14 protein-coding genes are annotated in these 20,339 nt (G+C 42.4%); 4 read left to right on the top strand and 10 right to left on the bottom strand.

The window, feature by feature from the left end:
- Positions 1–73: 73 nt before the first annotated feature.
- The 5 genes from HMPREF1535_RS01680 to HMPREF1535_RS01660 form a co-directional block, all read right to left on the bottom strand.
- Entirely contained in the window at positions 74–2,032 is a 1,959-nt protein-coding gene (locus HMPREF1535_RS01680; RefSeq protein ID WP_046145107.1) for a RagB/SusD family nutrient uptake outer membrane protein, read from the bottom strand.
- A gap of 29 nt (positions 2,033–2,061) precedes the next feature.
- A complete protein-coding gene (locus tag HMPREF1535_RS01675) occupies positions 2,062–5,424 on the bottom strand; it encodes a TonB-dependent receptor (RefSeq protein WP_046145106.1) in 3,363 nt (1,120 codons plus the stop codon).
- Positions 5,425–5,534: 110 nt separating this feature from the next.
- Entirely contained in the window at positions 5,535–6,758 is a 1,224-nt protein-coding gene (locus tag HMPREF1535_RS01670) for a FecR family protein (protein ID WP_046145105.1), read from the bottom strand.
- 280 nt (positions 6,759–7,038) lie between these two features.
- Positions 7,039–8,442 (bottom strand): MFS transporter, encoded by a 1,404-nt coding sequence (locus HMPREF1535_RS01665; protein WP_046145104.1) that lies wholly within the window; start codon positions 8,440–8,442, stop codon positions 7,039–7,041.
- A gap of 11 nt (positions 8,443–8,453) precedes the next feature.
- Positions 8,454–10,457 carry a hypothetical protein gene (locus tag HMPREF1535_RS01660; protein WP_046145103.1) on the bottom strand — a complete coding sequence of 668 codons (2,004 nt, stop codon included), beginning with the start codon at positions 10,455–10,457 and terminating at the stop codon, positions 8,454–8,456.
- Between the two features lie 114 nt (positions 10,458–10,571).
- Between HMPREF1535_RS01660 and HMPREF1535_RS01655 the strand changes: the two genes are divergently transcribed.
- Positions 10,572–11,192 (top strand): DUF4923 family protein, encoded by a 621-nt coding sequence (locus tag HMPREF1535_RS01655; RefSeq protein WP_046146360.1) that lies wholly within the window; start codon positions 10,572–10,574, stop codon positions 11,190–11,192.
- A 50-nt stretch (positions 11,193–11,242) separates the two neighbouring features.
- Here HMPREF1535_RS01655 and HMPREF1535_RS01650 read toward each other — a convergent pair whose 3' ends face one another.
- The 3 genes from HMPREF1535_RS01650 to HMPREF1535_RS01640 all read right to left on the bottom strand — a co-directional run bounded on the left by HMPREF1535_RS01650 (position 11,243) and on the right by HMPREF1535_RS01640 (position 16,422).
- A complete protein-coding gene (locus HMPREF1535_RS01650) occupies positions 11,243–11,914 on the bottom strand; it encodes a YczE/YyaS/YitT family protein (protein ID WP_007659087.1) in 672 nt (223 codons plus the stop codon).
- Between the two features lie 675 nt (positions 11,915–12,589).
- A complete protein-coding gene (locus tag HMPREF1535_RS01645; protein WP_044214854.1) occupies positions 12,590–14,707 on the bottom strand; it encodes an AAA family ATPase in 2,118 nt (705 codons plus the stop codon).
- A gap of 116 nt (positions 14,708–14,823) precedes the next feature.
- Positions 14,824–16,422: an aspartate:alanine exchanger family transporter gene (locus HMPREF1535_RS01640; protein WP_007659085.1), complete on the bottom strand. Its 1,599-nt coding sequence runs from the start codon at positions 16,420–16,422 to the stop codon at positions 14,824–14,826.
- Between the two features lie 122 nt (positions 16,423–16,544).
- On the opposite strand from HMPREF1535_RS01640, the gene truA reads away from it, so the two are divergent.
- The 3 genes from truA to HMPREF1535_RS01625 are packed head-to-tail and all read left to right on the top strand — an operon-like array spanning position 16,545 to position 18,842.
- On the top strand, positions 16,545–17,297 hold the full coding sequence (gene truA, locus HMPREF1535_RS01635) for a tRNA pseudouridine(38-40) synthase TruA (RefSeq protein ID WP_044214853.1): 753 nt from the start codon (positions 16,545–16,547) through the stop codon (positions 17,295–17,297).
- A gap of 5 nt (positions 17,298–17,302) precedes the next feature.
- Positions 17,303–18,199, top strand: a complete 897-nt coding sequence (locus HMPREF1535_RS01630; RefSeq protein ID WP_046145102.1) for a DMT family transporter — start codon at positions 17,303–17,305, stop codon at positions 18,197–18,199.
- 10 nt (positions 18,200–18,209) lie between these two features.
- On the top strand, positions 18,210–18,842 hold the full coding sequence (locus HMPREF1535_RS01625; RefSeq protein ID WP_046145101.1) for a DUF3256 family protein: 633 nt from the start codon (positions 18,210–18,212) through the stop codon (positions 18,840–18,842).
- Between the two features lie 75 nt (positions 18,843–18,917).
- Here the strand turns inward: HMPREF1535_RS01625 and HMPREF1535_RS01620 are convergent, their stop codons facing one another.
- Positions 18,918–19,367, bottom strand: a complete 450-nt coding sequence (locus HMPREF1535_RS01620; protein WP_046145100.1) for a PepSY-like domain-containing protein — start codon at positions 19,365–19,367, stop codon at positions 18,918–18,920.
- A gap of 123 nt (positions 19,368–19,490) precedes the next feature.
- Positions 19,491–20,336 (bottom strand): PepSY-like domain-containing protein, encoded by an 846-nt coding sequence (locus HMPREF1535_RS01615; RefSeq protein WP_046145099.1) that lies wholly within the window; start codon positions 20,334–20,336, stop codon positions 19,491–19,493.
- Positions 20,337–20,339: the final 3 nt, after the last annotated feature.

Below are 20,339 nucleotides of genomic sequence, written 5' to 3'. Positions count from 1 at the left end.
AAAGGGTAACCCCATATGGAATTACCCTCCCGAATTAAAAACTCATCTGTAGTATTAATCTATTTATTGGTCTTTATTTGTCCCAGAATGGTGCCTGAACAAGCGTCGGGTCCTTATCTATCTCTTCCTGATAAATTGGATACCAATAGAATTTACGTTCATAGACCCGTTTGATGTATTGTGTACGGACGAAGAAAGCTTTGGGGTTATTCGGGTCATCAGACAATTCTGTTCCGCTGAAATTCATGCCATACATTGGCTGGTCCAAGACTTCTTCCGCTTTTTTCCATCGGCGCAGATCAAAATAGCGGATACCATTTTCACAACATAATTCTACACGGCGTTCATGATAAATAGCCCGTCTGACTTCTTCCTGGCCGTTTAAAGGAATCTTGTTGAAACCATTGCTGTCAATTCCGGTTCCATATTGCGGAACGCCTGCACGTTCACGAATCAGGTTCAGGTATTTTAAAATGTCCGCGTTACCCGGATCACATTCATTTAATGCTTCGGCATAATTCAGGTAAGCTTCCCCTAAACGATAAAGTATTCCCGGGCGATATGGATGTATATTATCACGCTGGTTTTGTTCCAAAGAAACTTTTTTACGATTCAGATAACCATTTTGAGGAGCATCGTGTGTGGGGCCACCGTCTTGTTCGTTAGACATCATTTGTACTTCGCGGTTGGCTTGATGGTACCATTGCCGGTTCCACATAACGGTCAGATAGAAACGAGGTTCCCGGTTGATATACATATTATATGTACCAGTAGCTGCAACCTGATTGTAAGTATTGCCGTCTGTACCGACAGAATCGACTGTTGCTCCCGGGCAATTGCGATACAGGTTGTATTTGGTTTTGCGGATATCTGGCTGGTCGGAGAAACCACGCTCTGTATAACCTGACTTTTCATTGATAACCGGCGAACCATAGTTACTTTTATAACCGGTAATGGGTAATGAACCATCTTTCATGGAGAAGGCATCGACTAATGTCTGATAAATACCTAATCCTCCGTTACCGGATGCTCCGCGTGGAGTAGCATGTTTTTCAAATTCACTGAAGTTACTGTCTGAACGAACGAATAATGCTTCCGGATTCACATCTCCACGCAGGAATAGCACGTTATAGCAGGACATGAAAGGATCGATGCTCCCGTCTGCATTATATTCGCGTACCAAGTCGTGACCGGCAGCATGGGCTGCCTCTATCAATTCCTTGCAGGCATCTGCCGCGCGGTTCCATTTGCTGGCGTCATAAGTCTGGCTAAAACGATCTTTACCGTCATAGTTTTTAAATCCATTATACCATTCATTGCCGTTGACCAGCGGGCTGGCTGCAAACAATAACATACGGGCACGGACTGCGAGGCACATAATGGATGTGGCACGTCCATAGAACTGTGTCGATTCGCTTAGCCAGGAAGTCGGCAGTTTTTTTGATAGGCTGACTAATTGTCCGTCAATCCAGTCAACCATTTCGTCGAAAGGTATCTGCCCACGCATTAAATTGGGATCATTGACATCTGCCAATCCGTCGAAGAAGGGAACACTGCCGTATGCTTCAATCATCATCCAGTAATAATAGGCAATCAGAAAGCGGCATTCATCTTTCATTCTTTCTATCTTTTCTTCTGTAACTCCCTGATCCGGAAGTGCATGAGCATTTTCAATAAACTGGTAGGCAGAACGGATACGTACAGGGCATTGACTCCATACCGCTCCGTCCCAGGAGGAACTTGTAAACCATTGTCCAATTACGAAATTCAGTGTATTACCCCACCACTGATACCAACGTTGGGAAGGATCGAGGTCATCTCCCATACTGTCATAACCATAATCTCTCAACAGACTCCAGTAAGGGTCAGGAACCCTGTTATAAACCCCGGAGAGCCAGTCCTCAGTTCTGGTTTTATCGTTAAATACCATTTCCATTGTTAGTGTATCATCCGGTGCATTATCCAGATAATCCGTACAACTATTGAGGGATAAACCTAAAAATGATAAGCCAATATATTTGAGTAGTTTCATTTTCTATATGTTTTATATTTATTACTCTGTTAGAAATTAATATCCAGTCCGAAAGAGAAGGATTTCATGATCGGGTATTTAGCTCCGTTTGCTGTGTCCAACTCTGGGTCCCAAAGATCGAAGGAGGAGAAAGTGAAGAGGTTGGAACCTTTGGCATAGAGGCGGATATTGGCAAGGCCGACCGAATTAATCCAGTGTTTCGGAAATGTGTAACCGATTTCTATATCTTTCATCCGGAGCATGCTCATGTTACGCAACCACCAGGTCGAATTTTGGCTGTTGTTGGCGTTTGTTCCATAACTTAAACGCGGGTAGAAGGCATCCTGTTTCGGGTTTTCCTGGGTCCAACGATCGTTGTAGTTGGTCAGGATGTTACCCATAGATCCTTGGGAAGCTCCTGGTAAGAAATTGGAAACAACGCCTCCGATAAAACGATAAGTCTGCCCGTTCCCCTGAAAGAAGATATTGAAGTCTACATTTTTATAACGAGCTGTTGCTCCGAAGCCATAGACAATTTCTGGATTGACGGTTCCGCCCATTGCCTTCTCATCCTTATTAGTGATAACGCCATCACCGTCGATGTCCATATATTTAATATCTCCCGGACGGATAGCGCTGAAAGTTTGTGCCGGTATACCTTCTTTTAAAACCAGGTCCCCTTTTTCATTTGTAGTGAAATCATCTTCTGTGAATAATCTTTCGGCAACGAGGCCAAATAATTCATTGACAGCTCTTCCGGTACGTTGACGATTTGTTCCGATAACTCCCATCGCTTCATCCATTTCAATAATTTCGTTGTGTGCATAAGTGAAAGTTCCGCGAAAACCCACGTGCAGGTCTTTATTGAACTGTTTATTGTAAGTTAATGAAAGATCTATACCTGTGTTGTTCACTTTACCGTAGTTAGCCCATGGTGTTTTACGGAAACCTGCAGATGTCGGGATATTATTACGTTGCATGAAAATATCACGGCGCTGTTCCTTGAACCAGTCTGCCTGTAATTCCAGAGCGTTCCAAAGACCTAATTCTATACCGACATTTAGTTTTTCTACGGTTTCCCATTTCAAATCTGTCACACCAAATTCTCCCTCAAAGCGGGAGGAACGGTTGTAATCGTTGTTTACACCCCATTTATATGATCCATCCGTGTCTATTGTTGGTAGGAAAGCGAAGCGGCGTCCGTCCAATTGGTCGTTACCGGTCAACCCCCATGATGCGCGGAATTTGATTTTAGAGAAAGTCTCTTTGAATTGTTCCATGAATTTTTCTTCCGAAAGCATATAGCCGACGGCGACAGAAGGGAAGAATCCGTAACGATGTCCTTTTGTGAAATTCTCCGAACCATTATAACCGAAATTGAATTCGGCGATGTAACGGTTGTCAAAAGTATAGGAGGCACGTCCTGCTATACCCATGCGGCGGAACGGCACAATGTTGCCATCCTGATAATCCCGTTGATTATAGAGGAACATGGCACTGACTGCGTGTTTCTTATTGAATGTGCGGTCGTAAGCGATATTTCCTTCCAGATAAGTGGCTTTATTTCCCCATGCAGACTCGCTTTTTGTATCCAGAAATTCTTGTCCGTCCGTACTGACTGTCAGGATCAGTTCTCCTGTTTCCGGATCTCTGCCTGTTGCCGGATTATAGTAAGTCGGAGTTTTGGAGCGTTTCACCCATGAACTGGAGTAACGGTCGAAAGAAAAGAGTCCTTTTATTTTCAAACCGGGAGTAATAAATTTCAGGTCCTGTTCGATAGAAAATAAGGATTCGACTTTTGAGTTGGTTGTTGTCTGATAACCATGCTGTGTGGCTTCCGCCCAAGGGTTATGGCGCTCTGTTACACGGACATCGCGTCCACCGGAATACTGGATCGGATGGTAGAAAGGAGGTGTATCAAATGCATAATTCCAAATGTCCTGTCCACTGACTGCCATTCCGTTTTGTTCCTGTAAATATCCCCCTATACTTATGCCGACAACGGTTGTTTTCGTAACGTTAATATCAACATTTGAACGGATATTGTATTTGTTCAGGCGGGTCGACGAATCCCAGTCTTTACTTTTATCGGTGACAAAAATACCACGTTCCCCATAGTAGGACGCAACTAATGCATAACGAAGAATATCGCTACCACCTGTAATAGTCAGATCACCTCGTGTATTGGATGCCATGTCTTTTGAAACGGCATCCAACCAGTTTACATTTGGATAAAGCTCCGGATCTACATTATTACGGTAGTTGTTGATTTTTTCTTCTCCGTAAAGAGGATTAGGATTCCCAGCGTCCATATATAGTTCATCCATTAATGAAAGATAATCAGCCGATCCGATATATTCCGGGAGCTGGGTAGGTTGTGTGAAACCCTGTTCGAAGTGAAAATTTACTTTGGGTTTGCCCAGTTGCCCTCTTTTGGTCTTTACGATGATAACTCCATTTGCTCCTCGTACACCATAGACAGCACTGGCAGCAGCATCTTTCAATACAGAGAATGATTCAATTTCTGCAGCGGAAAGATCATCGAGCGTACGTTCTATTCCATCTACCAAAACCAATGGTTTGATACCTGTCCCTTTGAATGAAGATATACCGCGAATCCAAAAGTCGGAACCGTCAGAACCAGGTTCGCCACTACGTTGAACGGCGATCACTCCGGCCAGTTGTCCTGCCAGATTATTGGAAACGGCACGGGTTGTTCCTTGTTGCAATTGAGCAGGTTCGATGGTCGTGATAGAGCCTACTACGGATACTTTTTTCTGGGAACCGTAACCAACTACTACAACTTCATCCAGATTGTTCGATTCTTCAGACATATTTACGTTTATATTGATCTGGTCTCCGACTTTAATTTCTTGTGATTCGAAACCGATATAGCTGAAAACAAGTACCGTGTTTTTATGAGGAACTTCAATGAAGTAATTTCCGTTAATATCGGTAGTTGTACCCTTTGTTGTACCTTTAATAATAACATTGACACCTGGTAATGGAACTTGCTGTGCATCTCTGATTGTTCCGTTGATAGAGATACTTTTTTGCTGTTGTTCTGTTTCTCCTTTTCGCATAATCATTACCTGTCTGTCATTGAGAACGTAGGTAAGACCGGTGTTTTTCAGAATTTCAGATAAAATTTGATCTATCGTTTGAGATTGGATGTTAATACTTACATTTTTACGTAGTTCTAGACGAACTAAGTCAGAATAAAAAAATACATACTCACTATTTTTTTCTACAGACGCAAAAACATCACTGATAGCCACATTTGATAAATCGAGTGACAAACGTGTAGATTGTGCATAGGACAATTCAGCCAAAAGAGATGAATTTACTGTAAAAAGCAAACACAACACTACACAAACCGCGTGTATTTTTCTTTTAATTTTTAGATATTCCATAATAATATAATAAGTTTTCCTTGATATTAATATTTTACTTGTTAACAACACAATGGTCTATTGTTTTATACAATACTAGGTTACGGCATGTTTTATCTATTCATAGGCATTCATTTTTTATTATTGATACTATTTACTTCAATCAAATTCCCCTTACGATGAAATGAAACTGATAACGTTTTCTGGAGTGTTTGAAGAACTTGGTCCATATTATCAAACAACACCAGCTTACCAGAGCATTTCACTTGTTCTATATCCGGTGGATAGCTAAATTGAACACGGTAATAACGTGAGATACTGCGTAGTACCTCACCTAAATTTTTCTCCCGGAACTGGAGAATACCATCTATCCATGAGATATAATCGTATACATTCACCTGGCTAACAGACATCTGCCCATTTTCCAAGACTAAGAGATCATTAGGTTTGATAATTTGTTTTCCGCTTTTATATCCTTCAACCGCAACACTTCCTTCTTTCAATACAACAGATTGGAAATTTTCATCCTTATATGCAACTATGCCAAAAGATGTTCCTAAAACTCTGATTTCCATCTGGTTCGTTTTTACATAAAATGGACACGATGCATCTTTGGTCACTTCAAGATAAACTTCCCCTTCCACATAAATCATTCTTTTTTCTTTTTCAAATATTTCAGGGAATTGAAGCACTGTGCCTGAATTTACCCATACTTTCGTACCATCAGGCAAAATCAATGAAGAATGACGTCCTTTCGGTACGCTTAACACATTCATATGATTACCTTTTTCCTTTGCTTCACCAATACACTTCCTCTCTGTAGCCTCTAGATTATTAAAGTCTTTATCCGTCACCTTGATTTTCCCTTGTTGATCGACTAAAATTGTCGCATTATCAGAAACCTTCATTTTTTCCTGTGCCAAATGAAGTTCTACTTCTGTCTGATTAACATCTAACTGGACATCATCCACCAAAGACAGAATATCTCTTTCCTGAAATAAATTTTCTTTAGTAATCAAAAATAATGAACCCAATGTACATATAATAAGAATACAAGCTGCTGCATATTGCCATGTCAGACGCATTCGCTTTGGCTTTCTGAATTTTCTTAAATCATTTATAATATTTTCTTTAAGAGATTCTTTTTCAATTGGCGACAGTTTCCTATTATTCAATTTCAACGAACGAACCATTTGCCTGGCCTTCTCTATATTTTCTTTCTCTTCCGGATACAGTGTCAGATAATCATCAATCCACACCTGTTCCAACTCTTCCGTAGGAAACAGACACCAGAGAATAAAGGAATCGTCATGTATTAACTGGTCAACAGTTTTTATATGCTGTTTTTTATTCATTTTGCTTTTTCATTTTAAACAAGACATTAATTTCCCAAATTTGGCCCCATTTTATATGTTAAATTCATTTAATACCAATATATATATATTGAATTAGTTCGTCTAGAACTAAGTTAATTTTTCAAATTGATAATAAAGAACCTTATGTCTTGAAAAATAAAGCTCCTGTTTGGTGGACCGTTTTTCCCTATTTTATTGTATTCATGCTGTTTCCCAATAAAAATATTAGTTAATAATTCGTTCTGTGAGATGAAAAGATTTGTGTTATATAACTGAATTTTTATTTAAATCCTTTCAACGGTCTTGGCTGTGAAATCCTTAAACTACTGATTATTGCGGCTACCACGGCAAATCCTGTTGCCAGATATAAACATGCTTGCGTGCTGTTGTTCGGAACCAGATTGAATATCATAGCGACTAATGTTGCTCCTAATGTCTGTCCTAATAAACGGGCTGTTCCCAGCATACCGCTTGCGCCTCCGCTTCGGTTGGAAGGGGCAGAGGAGATGATCGTGCTGTTATTGGGTGTCTGGAATAAACCGAATCCGGCTCCACAGATAAACAGGCGCCATATAATATCCGTATTTGTCGGGTTATCGGGTAATATGGCCAGTAGGAAAAGACCGGTAGCAAATATCGTCATACCGATACCTCCCAGTATACCGGCATGAATCCGTTCGACTAACCGTCTGGCAAGCGGGGCCATGATCATCGTTGCCAACGGCCAGGGAGTAAGAAGCAGGCCGGTCGTTACGTCGCTTCGTCCCAATGCTCCCTGAAGGAAAAAGGGGAGGGAAATCATTGCCAGCATTTGTCCGGTGAAAGAACATATCGACGTGCCGATCGACATGGAGAAGATCGGGATGCGCATCAGGTCGACCGGAAGTAACGGAAACTGTTGGCGTAGCTGATGGCGTACAAAGAAATAACCGATCATAAACAATGTGGCTATACCTGCTATGATCAAAGTTGTGTTCTCTTTATGGGCAATACCTTCCAGCGAGAAAATCAGTAATCCGAATGTAAGAGCGTTCATCAGGCAACTGAGCTTGTCGAAACGGCGGCCGGTGACTTTAACCGGATTGGCTGGCAAATGCATCAGACCGATCACCAAGGCTGCAATGCCGATCGGGATATTGATGGCAAACAGCCAGTGCCACGAACCTAAAGACAGGATGACGGATGCAATGGTCGGTCCGGCGGCAATCGAGACGGCGACGACCAGGGCATTGATCCCCATGCCGCGCCCCAGGAAACGTTTGGGATAAATGATTCGGAGCAATGCCGTGTTAACACTTGTGATGGCGGCAGCTCCGAATCCTTGTAAGATACGTGCGGTTGTCAACATCCAGAACGAATCGGCAAGGGCGCAGATGGCTGACGTGATGCTGAATAGTAAAATTCCTGATAAGTAAATCCTCCGGTAACCGTAAATGTCTCCCAATGAAGCGAAGGAAAGAAGCGAAATGGTGATTGCCAGCTGGTAAGCGTTGACAACCCAGATCGTGACAGACGGTGAAGTACCCAGGTCGCGGGCTATTGTCGGCAAAGCGACATTTGCAATTGTTCCGTCTATGACGGACATTCCGACACCTAAAGCTGTGGCCAGTATAGCCCAGTAACGTTTAGGTAACGGTAGTCCGTCGTTCTCACTTACAGTTATGGCGCGATTTTGTAATATCATTTATGTCTTGTTTACTTAATAACTTGTCTTACAGCTTCCAGCATAGGTTCGACGGTCAGCGGACTTCCTGTAGCCAGTATCATCCATTGGTTAGGGGTTAAACGTCCTTGACGGAAAATCCGTTCTACTTCGTTCGCGAAGTTCTTGCCTTCCAGATACTGGTCAAGCTGGAATTCTATGATTTGTCCGAAAGCATAAGCCGACAAATACAATGGATAGCTGATCATGTGCGAATAAACAGCCAGTACCGTCTCGTCCTTTACTCCGAAAACAGGCGCATAATATTTGTTCCATATCTCTTTCGATAATGCGATCGTCGCTTCTTTCAGCTGTTCGGCCGTTGCGTCCGGATGGGCATACATCCATTTCCATACGGAAATATCCAACATGGAAACACCGCAAATTTCATACATGCTCCATACTTTATCCAATATTTCCATCGCCTGTTTTTCCGGATTCGGATCGGTGATATCCAATATTTCGAGATCACGTTTCTGGAAAACAAAAGCCAGCGCTTCGGTAAATGCAGTGTTGGGTACGCCGCTCAACATATAATAGTCTACATCATAAAGCGATAAAGTCTGCTCTACATTGTGACCGAATTCATGGATGGCTATGTTGTATCCTTTATAATTTATTCCTGCTGCCGGAATACGTGTGCGGAGACGTGACTGCTGTCCTTTCATGGATGCTCCCCAGGCATGCCCTGAACCACGGGCGGCATCGACTGTGATCTTGTCGGCCAGATAGTTGGCCCGTTCGGCACTGAATCCCAGCTTCATAAGAATGTCCGGTAACTTCTTGTCCAAAGCTGCCGCATCCGGGTAAAGGGCTTGCGTTTGTGCATCCAGCTTGGTCTCGTCGAGATTACTGCGGGCTTTGAAACCGTCGTACCAGATATCGTAGGCTTCCAGTTTGCGTCCCAGACGTTTGGAGATCGTTTTGCCGATTTCTTTCAATTCGGTAGCGGACAGAAATTCATCGAACAGTTTTTCAACATCCTGCAAAGCTACTTCCATATCGTCGTTGAATTTACGGTCGATATAGGTATTACCTGTGTATTTGTCAATGTCTTGCATGGCCTTAAAATTGTTCAGCATCTTCTGATAACGGACAGTCGATTCGGGAGTCGTTTTTACTTCCTTGTTCTCCTGTTGTACCATGTTTGTATATGGATTCCATTCATACGTCCCTGAGTTGATTACTTCGACAGGAATATCCTGTGAAATGATCCGTTTCATCACTTCGTAAACGGTGCGTTGCTTGTCGAGTCCCTCTTTCCCCTTGTTGTAGTTTGCCTTGATTTCATCACGCAGGTTCCAGTGTGACAGCAGGATCATGTCTTTAGGGAACAGGTGTTGACCTTTTTTGTTCATTACATGACCCATGTAAATGTTATACTGGGAGATATAAATGTCGGCATCGCTTTCTGCGTTGGAAGCTGCCTGTAACAATGCGGCAGGGATCCGTTCCGTGAACATGTCGCCCAGACGTGCATAGGCCCAGGCTTTGCGGTCGGTGCCCAGTGCTTCTTTTTCTTCCAGGGTAAGGTGGGGGAAGTTTAGCGCGATGATAAAAGCTATTTTATTATTGTATAAGTCATCGCTTAAATGGCTTGAAGGACTGTATGAACCGAACTTCTCATCGATGGGGTGCAACGGACCGTTATCCAGCTGCAAATTTTTCTGTAAGCGCAGCGACATCTCATTGAAATGACCGCTGATACCTTCGAGGTAGTCGCTGATCTTGAGGAATACCTGATACTTTTCGTCCGGATCGGCAATATAATTGTCTTCACAAAAAGAGCGGAAGGCTTTTTCGTCGCCGTCTGTTTCCAGCCAAAGACGTGCAACCTGGCTGACTCCTTTTTCTATACTCTGTTTGTTACTGTTGTCCCTGGAGGTTAACGTGCTGATGGTCGATTGTATGACGGACGGATCGATGGATGCTTGTCCGTTCAGATACGCTAATGAGCAAATAAGCATAATACAAATGCGTTTAGTTAGATTTCTCATAAGACTTATGTTGTTAAGTTCAAGATCTTTTGTAGTGTAAATAAAAGCGTGAAACAAATGTAGGGATAATATTTGTATCTTTGTATGTTTTTTAAAAAGAGTAAAACAAGAGATATGAAAAAAGTGTGGGGATTAATGGCTGCTATATGCATCCTGCTGTCCGTATCCGGCCAGGCTTACGGACAATCGTTGAAAGACTTATTGAATTCATCTACAGTAAAGGATGCGGTTACTTCTGTAACTGGCGGAAAGAAACTGACAGTAGAGAACTTGCAGGGAACATGGACGTATACCAATCCTGCCGTTCAGCTGGAAGGCGATAATGCGTTGAAGAATGTAGCCGGGAGCGTGGCTGCTGGTGAATTGGAGAAGAAGCTGAAAACGTATTGTGCCAAGGTCGGTATTGTGGAAGGCATGTTCAACTATGTGTTCAATAGTGACAGTACGTTTACCAATGCATTAAAGAAAAAGACATTGAAAGGTACTTTCTCTGTTAATCCGGATGAAAAAACGGTTGAACTGAAATATGCGTTGGGCGGAAAACTGAAAGTGACAACTTTAACAGCCCACGTCGTGATTTCCGGAGATGAGTTGTCTTTGCTGTTCAATGCGGATAAGTTACTGGATTTTCTGACCAAATTATCATCGATATCTGACAATTCCACTTTGAAACTGGTCAATAAACTGGCCAGCGAGTATGACGGGATGATGCTGGGATTTGAATTGAAGAAATAGAAGAAAGTAGTATATTTTGAAAGTGGGTGGTCTTTTCGGACTATCCATTTTTATTTCAGTCCCGGCAATATTTTGTAGAGTGTTTTTCTGGTCATGATCTTCTGGTTCAGGAAACTTACAATATAGCCTGTTATACAGGCGGCAATAAGTGAACCTTCGCGTATCCCTTCAATGCCTTGGGTGAACATGAGGGAGATGAGTACGGCTAAAGTGACCAGGGTAACATCGAAATACACCTTGAACTTTCCGAATTCCTTATTATAACATCGGGATGCATATTTTACAAATGCTTCTGCACTCATCATAGCTACCTTCGGTTTGATTTCGAGCACTACGCCGATGGATTGTATGAGGCATCCTGTGAGCAGTAAGGCCATCGACATGCCGTAACCGGACGGATGCAGATTGCTTGTTAAAGCCATGTTGAAATCAATGAAAGCGGAGAATATGCAGGAAAAAGGTATCTGAAGAAGTATTTCTATCGTGTCCTGACGACTTCTGTCTTTCCGGATCAACCAGAACTGTCCCAGGATCAGCAGTACGTTTACAATGAATGTCCATGTTCCTAATGATAAAGGAGTATTAAGGCTTAACACGTAATTTACACTGGAGATAGGAGTGGTTCCTAATGCAGAGCGAACGATCAATACAATGCCTACAGCTAAAAAATATAATCCTAAAATAAATACCGAATACTTTTTTAATAGTTCTTTTATATCCATATCAAATCTCTATTTGTCTGATCTCTTTCTTTTTGATAGTTAGAAAAAGATATGCAAATATCCGATTTATTTTTCAAAACCGGATGTTATGGTGAATAAATTATTATCAAAATGATAATTTAACAGGGGAATGGAAGCTCTATTTGAATCCTGGGTCAGCCTGGCCTTTGTGTAGACGATTCCTGGATGGGTTAGGTTGGGAAAATAGCTATTATAAGTCGAGGTTTTGTGTTAAACAGATGTTGAAACCTCGCGGTTGTAAATATTTGTCTTTTTGTTTTCTGTTATGCTGATGTTTTTGATAATTTTATTTTGTTCGTGTGACGTTGTCTTTTAGAGTGTAAAATATGCTGTTTAGCATAAAAAAGTATTGTTTCTGAACTGTTTTTCAGTGTGTTTTTGTGCTTTATTAACAAAAAAACTCATCTTAAATAAACCAGGGATCCGTTTAAAACGAGAAAAAACTCGTTTTAAACGAGATAGAAATTTGTTTTAGATGAAGTTATCAAAATGATAAACCTTTACTTTGTGTTAAAAAATGTAATATCGATCTATCTGGAAGCTCTTTCCTGTGAGATGTGTCTGTTTCTATTTTGAGCTTATTTGTATCTAAAGTGATAAAATAAGCTCAAAAAATAGCCATTATGATAGTCGGTGCAAAATAGTGATTCTGTTCTATTGCTTCTTATATTCTTCAACAAGTTCCAGCAGTACGCTACCATAGTTTTCGATTACTTTTTTCCCTATTCCGGGGATTGCAAGCAATTCGCGTGAATTGGAAGGTAGTGTATTGACAATACCCAGCAATGCTTTCTGTTGAAGGATCGTATAAGGAGGCAATCCTTTTTCTGTTGCCAGCTCATAGCGCCACCGCTTAATGCTGTTATAGAGTTCGGGATGGAGAACGTCGCTCGAAACGGTCACTTTGGCCGGCTGCGAAGAACGTTCAGAACGTTTTTTAGCGGATGCGGGCGGTTCGATGGACGCTTTTGCTTTGGCGGATAGATAGCGGACGACAGAAAAGCCGTCTACGCATGCTTTCAGCGTCTCCTGCTTTAAATGGAGTTCTTCCGTAAATTTGCTGATCGCATTGTTCACCGCTTTCCGGCTTTCCTTGTTATCTATTTCGACAGCGGAATTTTCCTCGAGAGATGTACACAGGCTGTCGATACGCTCGATGAAATAGGCTACTCCTTTCCGCACACGTTCCTGGATGGTTTCGTCCTGTTGGTAATCGGGGTTTCCGGAGATCATGCGCGTCAGTTGCTGTTGGAAGCGTCCGCCTACTTCTGTTATTACGGAACGGAAGGCATCACGGGTGTTGGCATATTGCGTGTTGAGTTCCGGATATAATTTCTGTAAATGAGCATATACCGTATAAGCGGCATATTGCAGGCGTTGCTGGATGGAGGTGAAATTGAAAAGTTCGATAACCAGTTCCAGGTAATATTGCTGTTGCGCCTGTTCCAACTGTTCTTTTCCTGGTTGTTTGTCGGTGACGGAACTGGTAAATTCCTGTATCCTCATATCCTTGATCATCGCGTTGCGGGTGATCGGACTGCTTAAAACCAATCCCTCCAGGGTTTTGCAGCGACTGAGTGCCACATAGACCTGACCGTGTGAAAAGGCTGCCGAGGCATCGATGATGGCATGTTCGAAAGTCAGGCCCTGGCTTTTATGGATCGTGATCGCCCAGGCTGTTTTCAACGGATACTGGCTGAAAGTTCCGGCAACCGTCTCTGTTATTTCTTTGGTGTCCGGATTGATCGTGTATTTGACATTCGTCCAGGTTTCTCTTTCTACCTGTATTTCATTGCCGTCTTCTCCGACAACCGTTATTTTGTTCGGGTTGATAAAAACGATTTTACCGATTTTACCGTTGTAGTACCGGTGTTCGCCGGAAGAGTCATTTTTGACGAACATAACCTGGGCTCCGTTTTTCAGTTCCAGTTGATTATCGGTTGGATAAGAGTATTCAGGGAAGTCGTTGTTTATTTCGGCATTGAAGGTGTATGACTTACCGGGCAATTCGGCTAACTTCCGGTTGTTGAGTTGCTGTGCCTGATAATTATGTGTTGTAAGTGTGATATACCCTTGTTGGTCGTCTGGGGCGAAATCGGGTATATATCGCTGGTTAAGACTGTTTAATGTTTCTTCATCGAATCTGTTTTCCCTGATGTTATTCAGCAGGGAGATGAATGTACTGTCATTTTGGCGATACACCTTGGTGAGTTCGATGCAGTAGTAATTGCTTTCCGAAAGCGCTTTACTGTCGAAGAAAAAGGTGGACGGATAATGTTCTTTCAATAAGTTCCATTCGTCATCTTTGGCAACAGGCGCCAGCTGTTGCAAGTCACCGATCAGTAATAGTTGTACGCCGCCGAAAGGTTTTGTCCGGTCTTTATAGCGGCAAAGTACGTCGCTGATCGCATCCAGCAGGTCGGCTCGTACCATACTGACTTCATCTATCACCAATAAATCCATGCTTCGGATGATATTAATCTTATCCCGGCTGAATTTATTCGTGAAATTTTTTGCCTGGTCTGCCTCCCTGCTTGCCGAGGGGAGATAAGGGCCAAACGGTAACTGGAAGAATGAATGGATTGTAACACCTCCTGCGTTGATGGCGGCTACACCTGTGGGAGCAACAACGATCATACGTTTGGGGGAAACTTCTTTAAGTTTTTTCAGAAACGTTGTTTTTCCTGTTCCGGCTTTACCTGTCAGAAAAAGGTGAGTACCTGTATTCTGTAAGAAGTTGAAGGCAAGGTCAAATTGTTGGTTCATTTGCATCATCATAGATCTATTGTTTATGGTATCTGCAAATATATAATAAAAAAACGTGAAAAATGCGCTTATAAGCTAAAAATCAAGCTGACAAGCGCATTTTTTTTATTGTGCCTTTTTTATCAGACAATCAGGTTTGCGATCAGCTGGATAAACAGGATCAGGAAAACCATGGCAATCGGATAAACAGTCGCATATGCAATGCTCGGTGCGGAACTGTCTGTCATAGAGTCGGCTGCGGCAAGTCCGGGTGTGCTGGTCATACCTCCGGCGATGGTTCCGATCAGGTCAAGGATATTGATTTTAAAGACCCAGTAACCGAATCCTAAAGCGATAAGCATCGGGACCATCGTGATTGCCATGCCGACACCGAACAGCGTCCATCCGCTTTCCTGAAAAGTGGATACCAGGTTAACGCCGGCTGATGTCCCGACTTCCGCCAGGAATAACAACAACCCTAACTGACGCAGTAACTGGTTGGCTGAACCTGACATGGACCATACGATCGGGCCCGTTTTTCCGATTGCGCTTAAAACAAGCGCCACCATCAGGATACCTCCGGTCAGTCCCGGAGAGAACGAGAATGAATCGGAGAACGACAGATTCAGTTTCCCGAATAGTACGCCCAGTACGATACCGGCGGCAATCGGGAAAAAGTCGGTATCTGAAAGTTTTTTCTCATCGTTACCGAGAATTTGTCCAAGTTCTTTTAAGTCCTCTTTTTCTCCGGCGATCATCAGTTTGTCACCAAATTTTAGTGTCAGATCCGGTTCGGGAGGAAGGTCGATACCGCTTCGACGGACGCGGGTTACCGTGCAGTTGAATGTTCCTTGCAGGTTTAAATATCCTAACGTCTTATTTATTACGTTTTTATTAGTAATAAGCATAGACTGAAGTTCTTGTGTGCTGTTGAAAGGGAGATCCCCTTTGATGCGTTCGCCTACCAATATTTCCAGTTGTTCCAGTGATTTGTCATTACCGACGGCTTTGATCAAATCTCCTTCTTCCAGAACACTTTGTGCTGTGGGAATAGATGTTTTTTCGTTATGCTTGATACGGGAGACGACAGCTCCTGTCATACTACGCAATTGTAGTTGTGCCAGTGTCTTGCCACAAATATTACTGTTAATAATACGGAAAGCAGCTGTATGCAATGGGGGATATTTACCTTTTCTTTTTGCTTCCAGGGCCTGTGCTTCTGCATTCAGGTCTATACGAAGTATTTTGGGTAACAACTTGACAAACAGGATCACACCGATCACACCGAACGGATAAGCAATACCATAGGCGATGGAAGCGGAGGAAGACTGGGTCGTGTCGATTGCAACCGCCAAACCCGGTGTACTGGTCAGTGCCCCGGCTATCAGTCCGACTATGCTTGGTGTATCGATTCCTAAAGCATATTTGAATATCAAACCTGTCAAGCAGGCGGAACCAACGATTAACAAGGTGAGGATAATCAGTGTTTTCCCTTTCGACCGGAAAGAATCGAAAAATCCCGGACCGGCCTGTATACCGATGGTAAAGATGAATAACACTAAACCGAAGTTACCCAGTTCCTTAGGTATGATCACTCCGAAATGACCGAACAAAAGTGCAATGAAAATGACGGCTGAAACGTCAAGAGAAAGACCCTTAATCTGTATTCTGCCCAAGATGAATCCTAATGCAACGATCAGGAAAAGAGCAAAATAGGAAGACTGAAGCAGTGTTGCAAACATGTCAAATAATTTTATTGTGAAGATTTGAGAGCGCAAAAGTACACTTTTTTGGGTGCATGGGCAATCTCCTGGCGAGATTTCTGTTACCTTTGCAGCGAATTATTAAGAAGAATATCCCGCACGTGAATCGATACTTTATTTATTTAGGTTATAACGGTAAGAATTTCAGTGGTTGGCAGGTACAACCCAATGGTATGACTGTACAACAATGTCTGGAAGAGGCCTTGGCTACACTGCTGCGCCAGCCGGTTCCGGTTGTCGGTGCAGGACGTACGGATGCAGGTGTCCATGCCCGGCTGATGGTTGCTCATTTTGATTGGGGCGAACCGGTTGCCGACCTGTCTTTCCTGGCGGAGAAGCTGAACCGTTTACTTCCGAAAGATATTGCCGTTTACCGGATCGTACCGGTCAGGCCGGAAGCGCATGCCCGTTTTGACGCCACTTCCCGTACCTATAAATATTATATAACTACCCGGAAAGATCCGTTCAATTATGATCTGGTTTACAGAATGAGCGGTCAGCTGGACTTTGAAGCGATGAATGAGGCATGTAAGGTTTTGTTTGATTATATCGACTTCACCAGTTTCAGCAAATTGCATACGGATGTAAAGACGAATAACTGCCGTATTTATAAAGCGGGATGGGAACAGGAAGGCGATGTTTGGGTATTTACAGTTCAGGCGGACCGTTTCCTGCGTAACATGGTGAGGGCGATCGTCGGTACCTTATTGGAGGTGGGACGCGGAAAGTTGACGATAGAGGGTTTTCGTAAAGTAATAGAGGCCAAAGACAGATGCAAGGCCGGAACTTCTGTTCCGGGGCATGCACTTTTTCTTGTGGATGTAACATATCCTGAAAATATTTTTAATATTTAATCATCATGTGGTTAGCGCTAGCATTTGCCTCAGCATTCCTGTTGGGATGTTATGAAGTAAATAAAAAGATTTCCCTGAACGGGAATGCCGTAATTCCGGTATTGTTTCTGAATACGTTGATAAGCAGCCTTATCTTCGTTCCGTTTATATTTTTATCGTTCTGTACGAATGTGCTGGACGATACTATGTTTTATGTTCCCCGTGTCTCTTTTGAGGCGCATGTGGCTGTATTTATCAAAGCGGTGATCGTGTTGTCTTCCTGGATATCCGGTTATTTTGCATTGAAGCATCTGCCGCTTACCATCACGGGACCGATCAAGGCTACACAACCGGTCCTTACTTTGGTCGGAGCGATGGTTATTTTTGGGGAACGTCTGAATTTGTATCAGTGGATCGGGGTTTTGCTTTCCATCGCTTCATTTTATATGCTTTCCTCTTCGGGAAAGAAAGAAGGGATAAACTTTACCCATAACAAATGGATATTCTTCACGATTATTTCCATAATAACCGGTGCAATGAGCGGCTTGTACGATAAGCATCTGATGGGGAGTATGGATGTGATGACGGTGCAGGTCTGGTTCAATGTCTATCAGTGTCTGATCATGTTGCCGATCCTGTTGTTGCTATGGTATCCGCAGCGTAAGAAGAGTACGCCTTTTGTGTGGCACTGGAATATCGTATTTATCTCCGTATTCCTGATCATTGCCGACTGGATTTACTTTTATGCCTTGAGTTTCCCGGATTCAATGATCTCGATTGTATCTATGGTACGCCGTAGCAATGTATTGGTTACTTTTGTAGCCGGAGCGATCTTCTTCCATGAAAAAAACTTAAAGAGCAAGGCTGTGGACTTATTCCTTGTGTTGTTAGGAATGATATTCCTATATTTGGGGACGAAATAGACAATAGAATATGAAACGACTTATTTTTTCTATATTGATTTGTGTTTTTGCATGGGGTGTGAAAGCCCAGGAAATAGATGCATTATTTGTTTCAATGCCGGATAAGAATATTCCGCAACTGGAAGATGCCTGGCGTAAGGACTTGGTCGATCTGTACAAATCGGGTAAAGAGGCCCGTTTGAAGAATACGATGAATGGCTTTTCTACATTGAAGAATCTTACTTCCGATTATCTGTTGTTACAGGTTACCGACAGAAGTACTATAGAAATGAAATTACTTCCATTGGTAAATAATACGAATGTGATCTGTCTGGTGAAAACGGTAAATGGTCCGGTTCCTGACAGCCGGATTGAGTTTTTTACAACGGAATGGGAACCTTTGGCTGCTTCCGACCTGTTCACTCCCGTAGAGGCGGATTGGTTTATTAAAGAAGATGCAGATAAAAACAGTACGGCTTTTCTGGATGCAGCTTCCCGGTTGGATATGGATTTGATACAGTACAGTTTGAGTCCTGAAAATCTGATATTAACGGCAACATACACAACTCCTCAGTATCTGAGCCAGGAAGACCGTAAGATAGTAACTCCCTTTATAAAAGAAGCTCCAAAAGTGTATACCTGGGAGAAATATCATTTTAAATAGGACAAATAAAAAGAGATCAGCCAAGGTTGGATAAAGCTAAACCTTGGTTGATTTTTTGTTTCACTGTGTGATGATTTATTCAATGAGCTGTCCTTCCGAATCGAATGTAAGTTTTACCTCGTTATTATCCTGTTTCAGTTCAAATACGTAAAACATACCGGCTGGTTTTTCGATTGCATCTACTTCCAGTACTTTGTATTGGTTATAGGCGGAACTGGCAAGTTCGTCCGTCACAACGACCGGGACATCTTCAAGACGGGTATCCCATTGAGTGCTGATCCATTCGTTCTTTTCATTGAATGATACTTCTTTATGGATGCCTTTATCTTTTATATCGATTTCCGTGCCGCTCTTTTCTTTATCGAGTTTCAGGATGGTTGCCTGCGGATATTTGGTCGAGATAAAGTTCCGGAAAACCTGAGGGACTTCGACAGTCTGGTTTACTTTCTTTTGATGGTTATTACAACCGGCAAGCAGCGAAATGCAGCATACGAGAATGGCTAAAACAGATAGTTTTTCTTTCATGACGTTTAATTTTAATTGTTTATAAAAGAAAACACGAATACAATGGAGGTCCAGCCATCGTATTCGTGTAGTTTATTCTCGTAAGAAACAAATTCGCTCTATGCAAAGTTCGTTTTTACAGAGTTAATCTTTTTGGGTACTCTTAATATTGCCTTCGGAATCGAATGTTACTTTAACATCATTATCTCCTTGTTCCAGGTCGAATACATAGAAAGTACCTTCCGGTTTTTCAATAAGATCAATATCATCAATTGTATAATTCTTGTATTCGGAAGCCTGTAAAGCATTCATGACGATTGCCGGAACCTGATCTTTTGTAATGTCCCATTCTGTAGAAATCCATTGGTTTTCAGTGTTGAAATAAACATCCTTGTAGATATTATTATGGAGGATATCCACTTCAAAACCATTTTTTTCTTGATCGAATTCCAGCATAGTGGCACCCGGATACATCTCGTTGATGGCATCGCTGATTGCTTGCGGGATAACAACAGGTTGGAAATTGTTGTCGTTATCATCATCGGGAACTGCTTTTAAGAGAACACCATCTTCAGTATAATACAGGTCGACTTCCTGTTCTCCTTGTTCCACTTCTATGACATAGACTGTGGCGGCGTTGGAGCGTTCGAGCTTATCAAAGTCAGTGGGTTTCCAGTTTTTGTATTCGCCGCCGTTCAGGCTTAAGCGTACCGGTTCGGGAAGCAGACCGAAATTGATTTCCGTTTTTGTCATTACCCAGTTGCCTTTATTGTCGAACCAGGCTTCGGCTTTATTTCCGCTCAGATGGAAATCGGCTACCTCATAACCACTTTTTGTTTCCCATTCTACTTTACCGACACCCGGGTATTTTTCATCGAATGCTTTAGTGACGGTTTGGTCGGGCAGATAGTTGTTGTCATCATCATCACAACTTGTAAATGCAAACAGACCGCACAATGCTAATGCTAAGATAGATAGTTTTACTTTCATACT

Origin of the sequence: Parabacteroides goldsteinii DSM 19448 = WAL 12034 (assembly GCF_000969835.1) — a bacterium.
Classification (GTDB): domain Bacteria; phylum Bacteroidota; class Bacteroidia; order Bacteroidales; family Tannerellaceae; genus Parabacteroides; species Parabacteroides goldsteinii.
The sequence above is the reverse complement of the archived record's forward strand: the minus strand, read 5'-3'. Positions and strand labels throughout refer to the sequence as shown.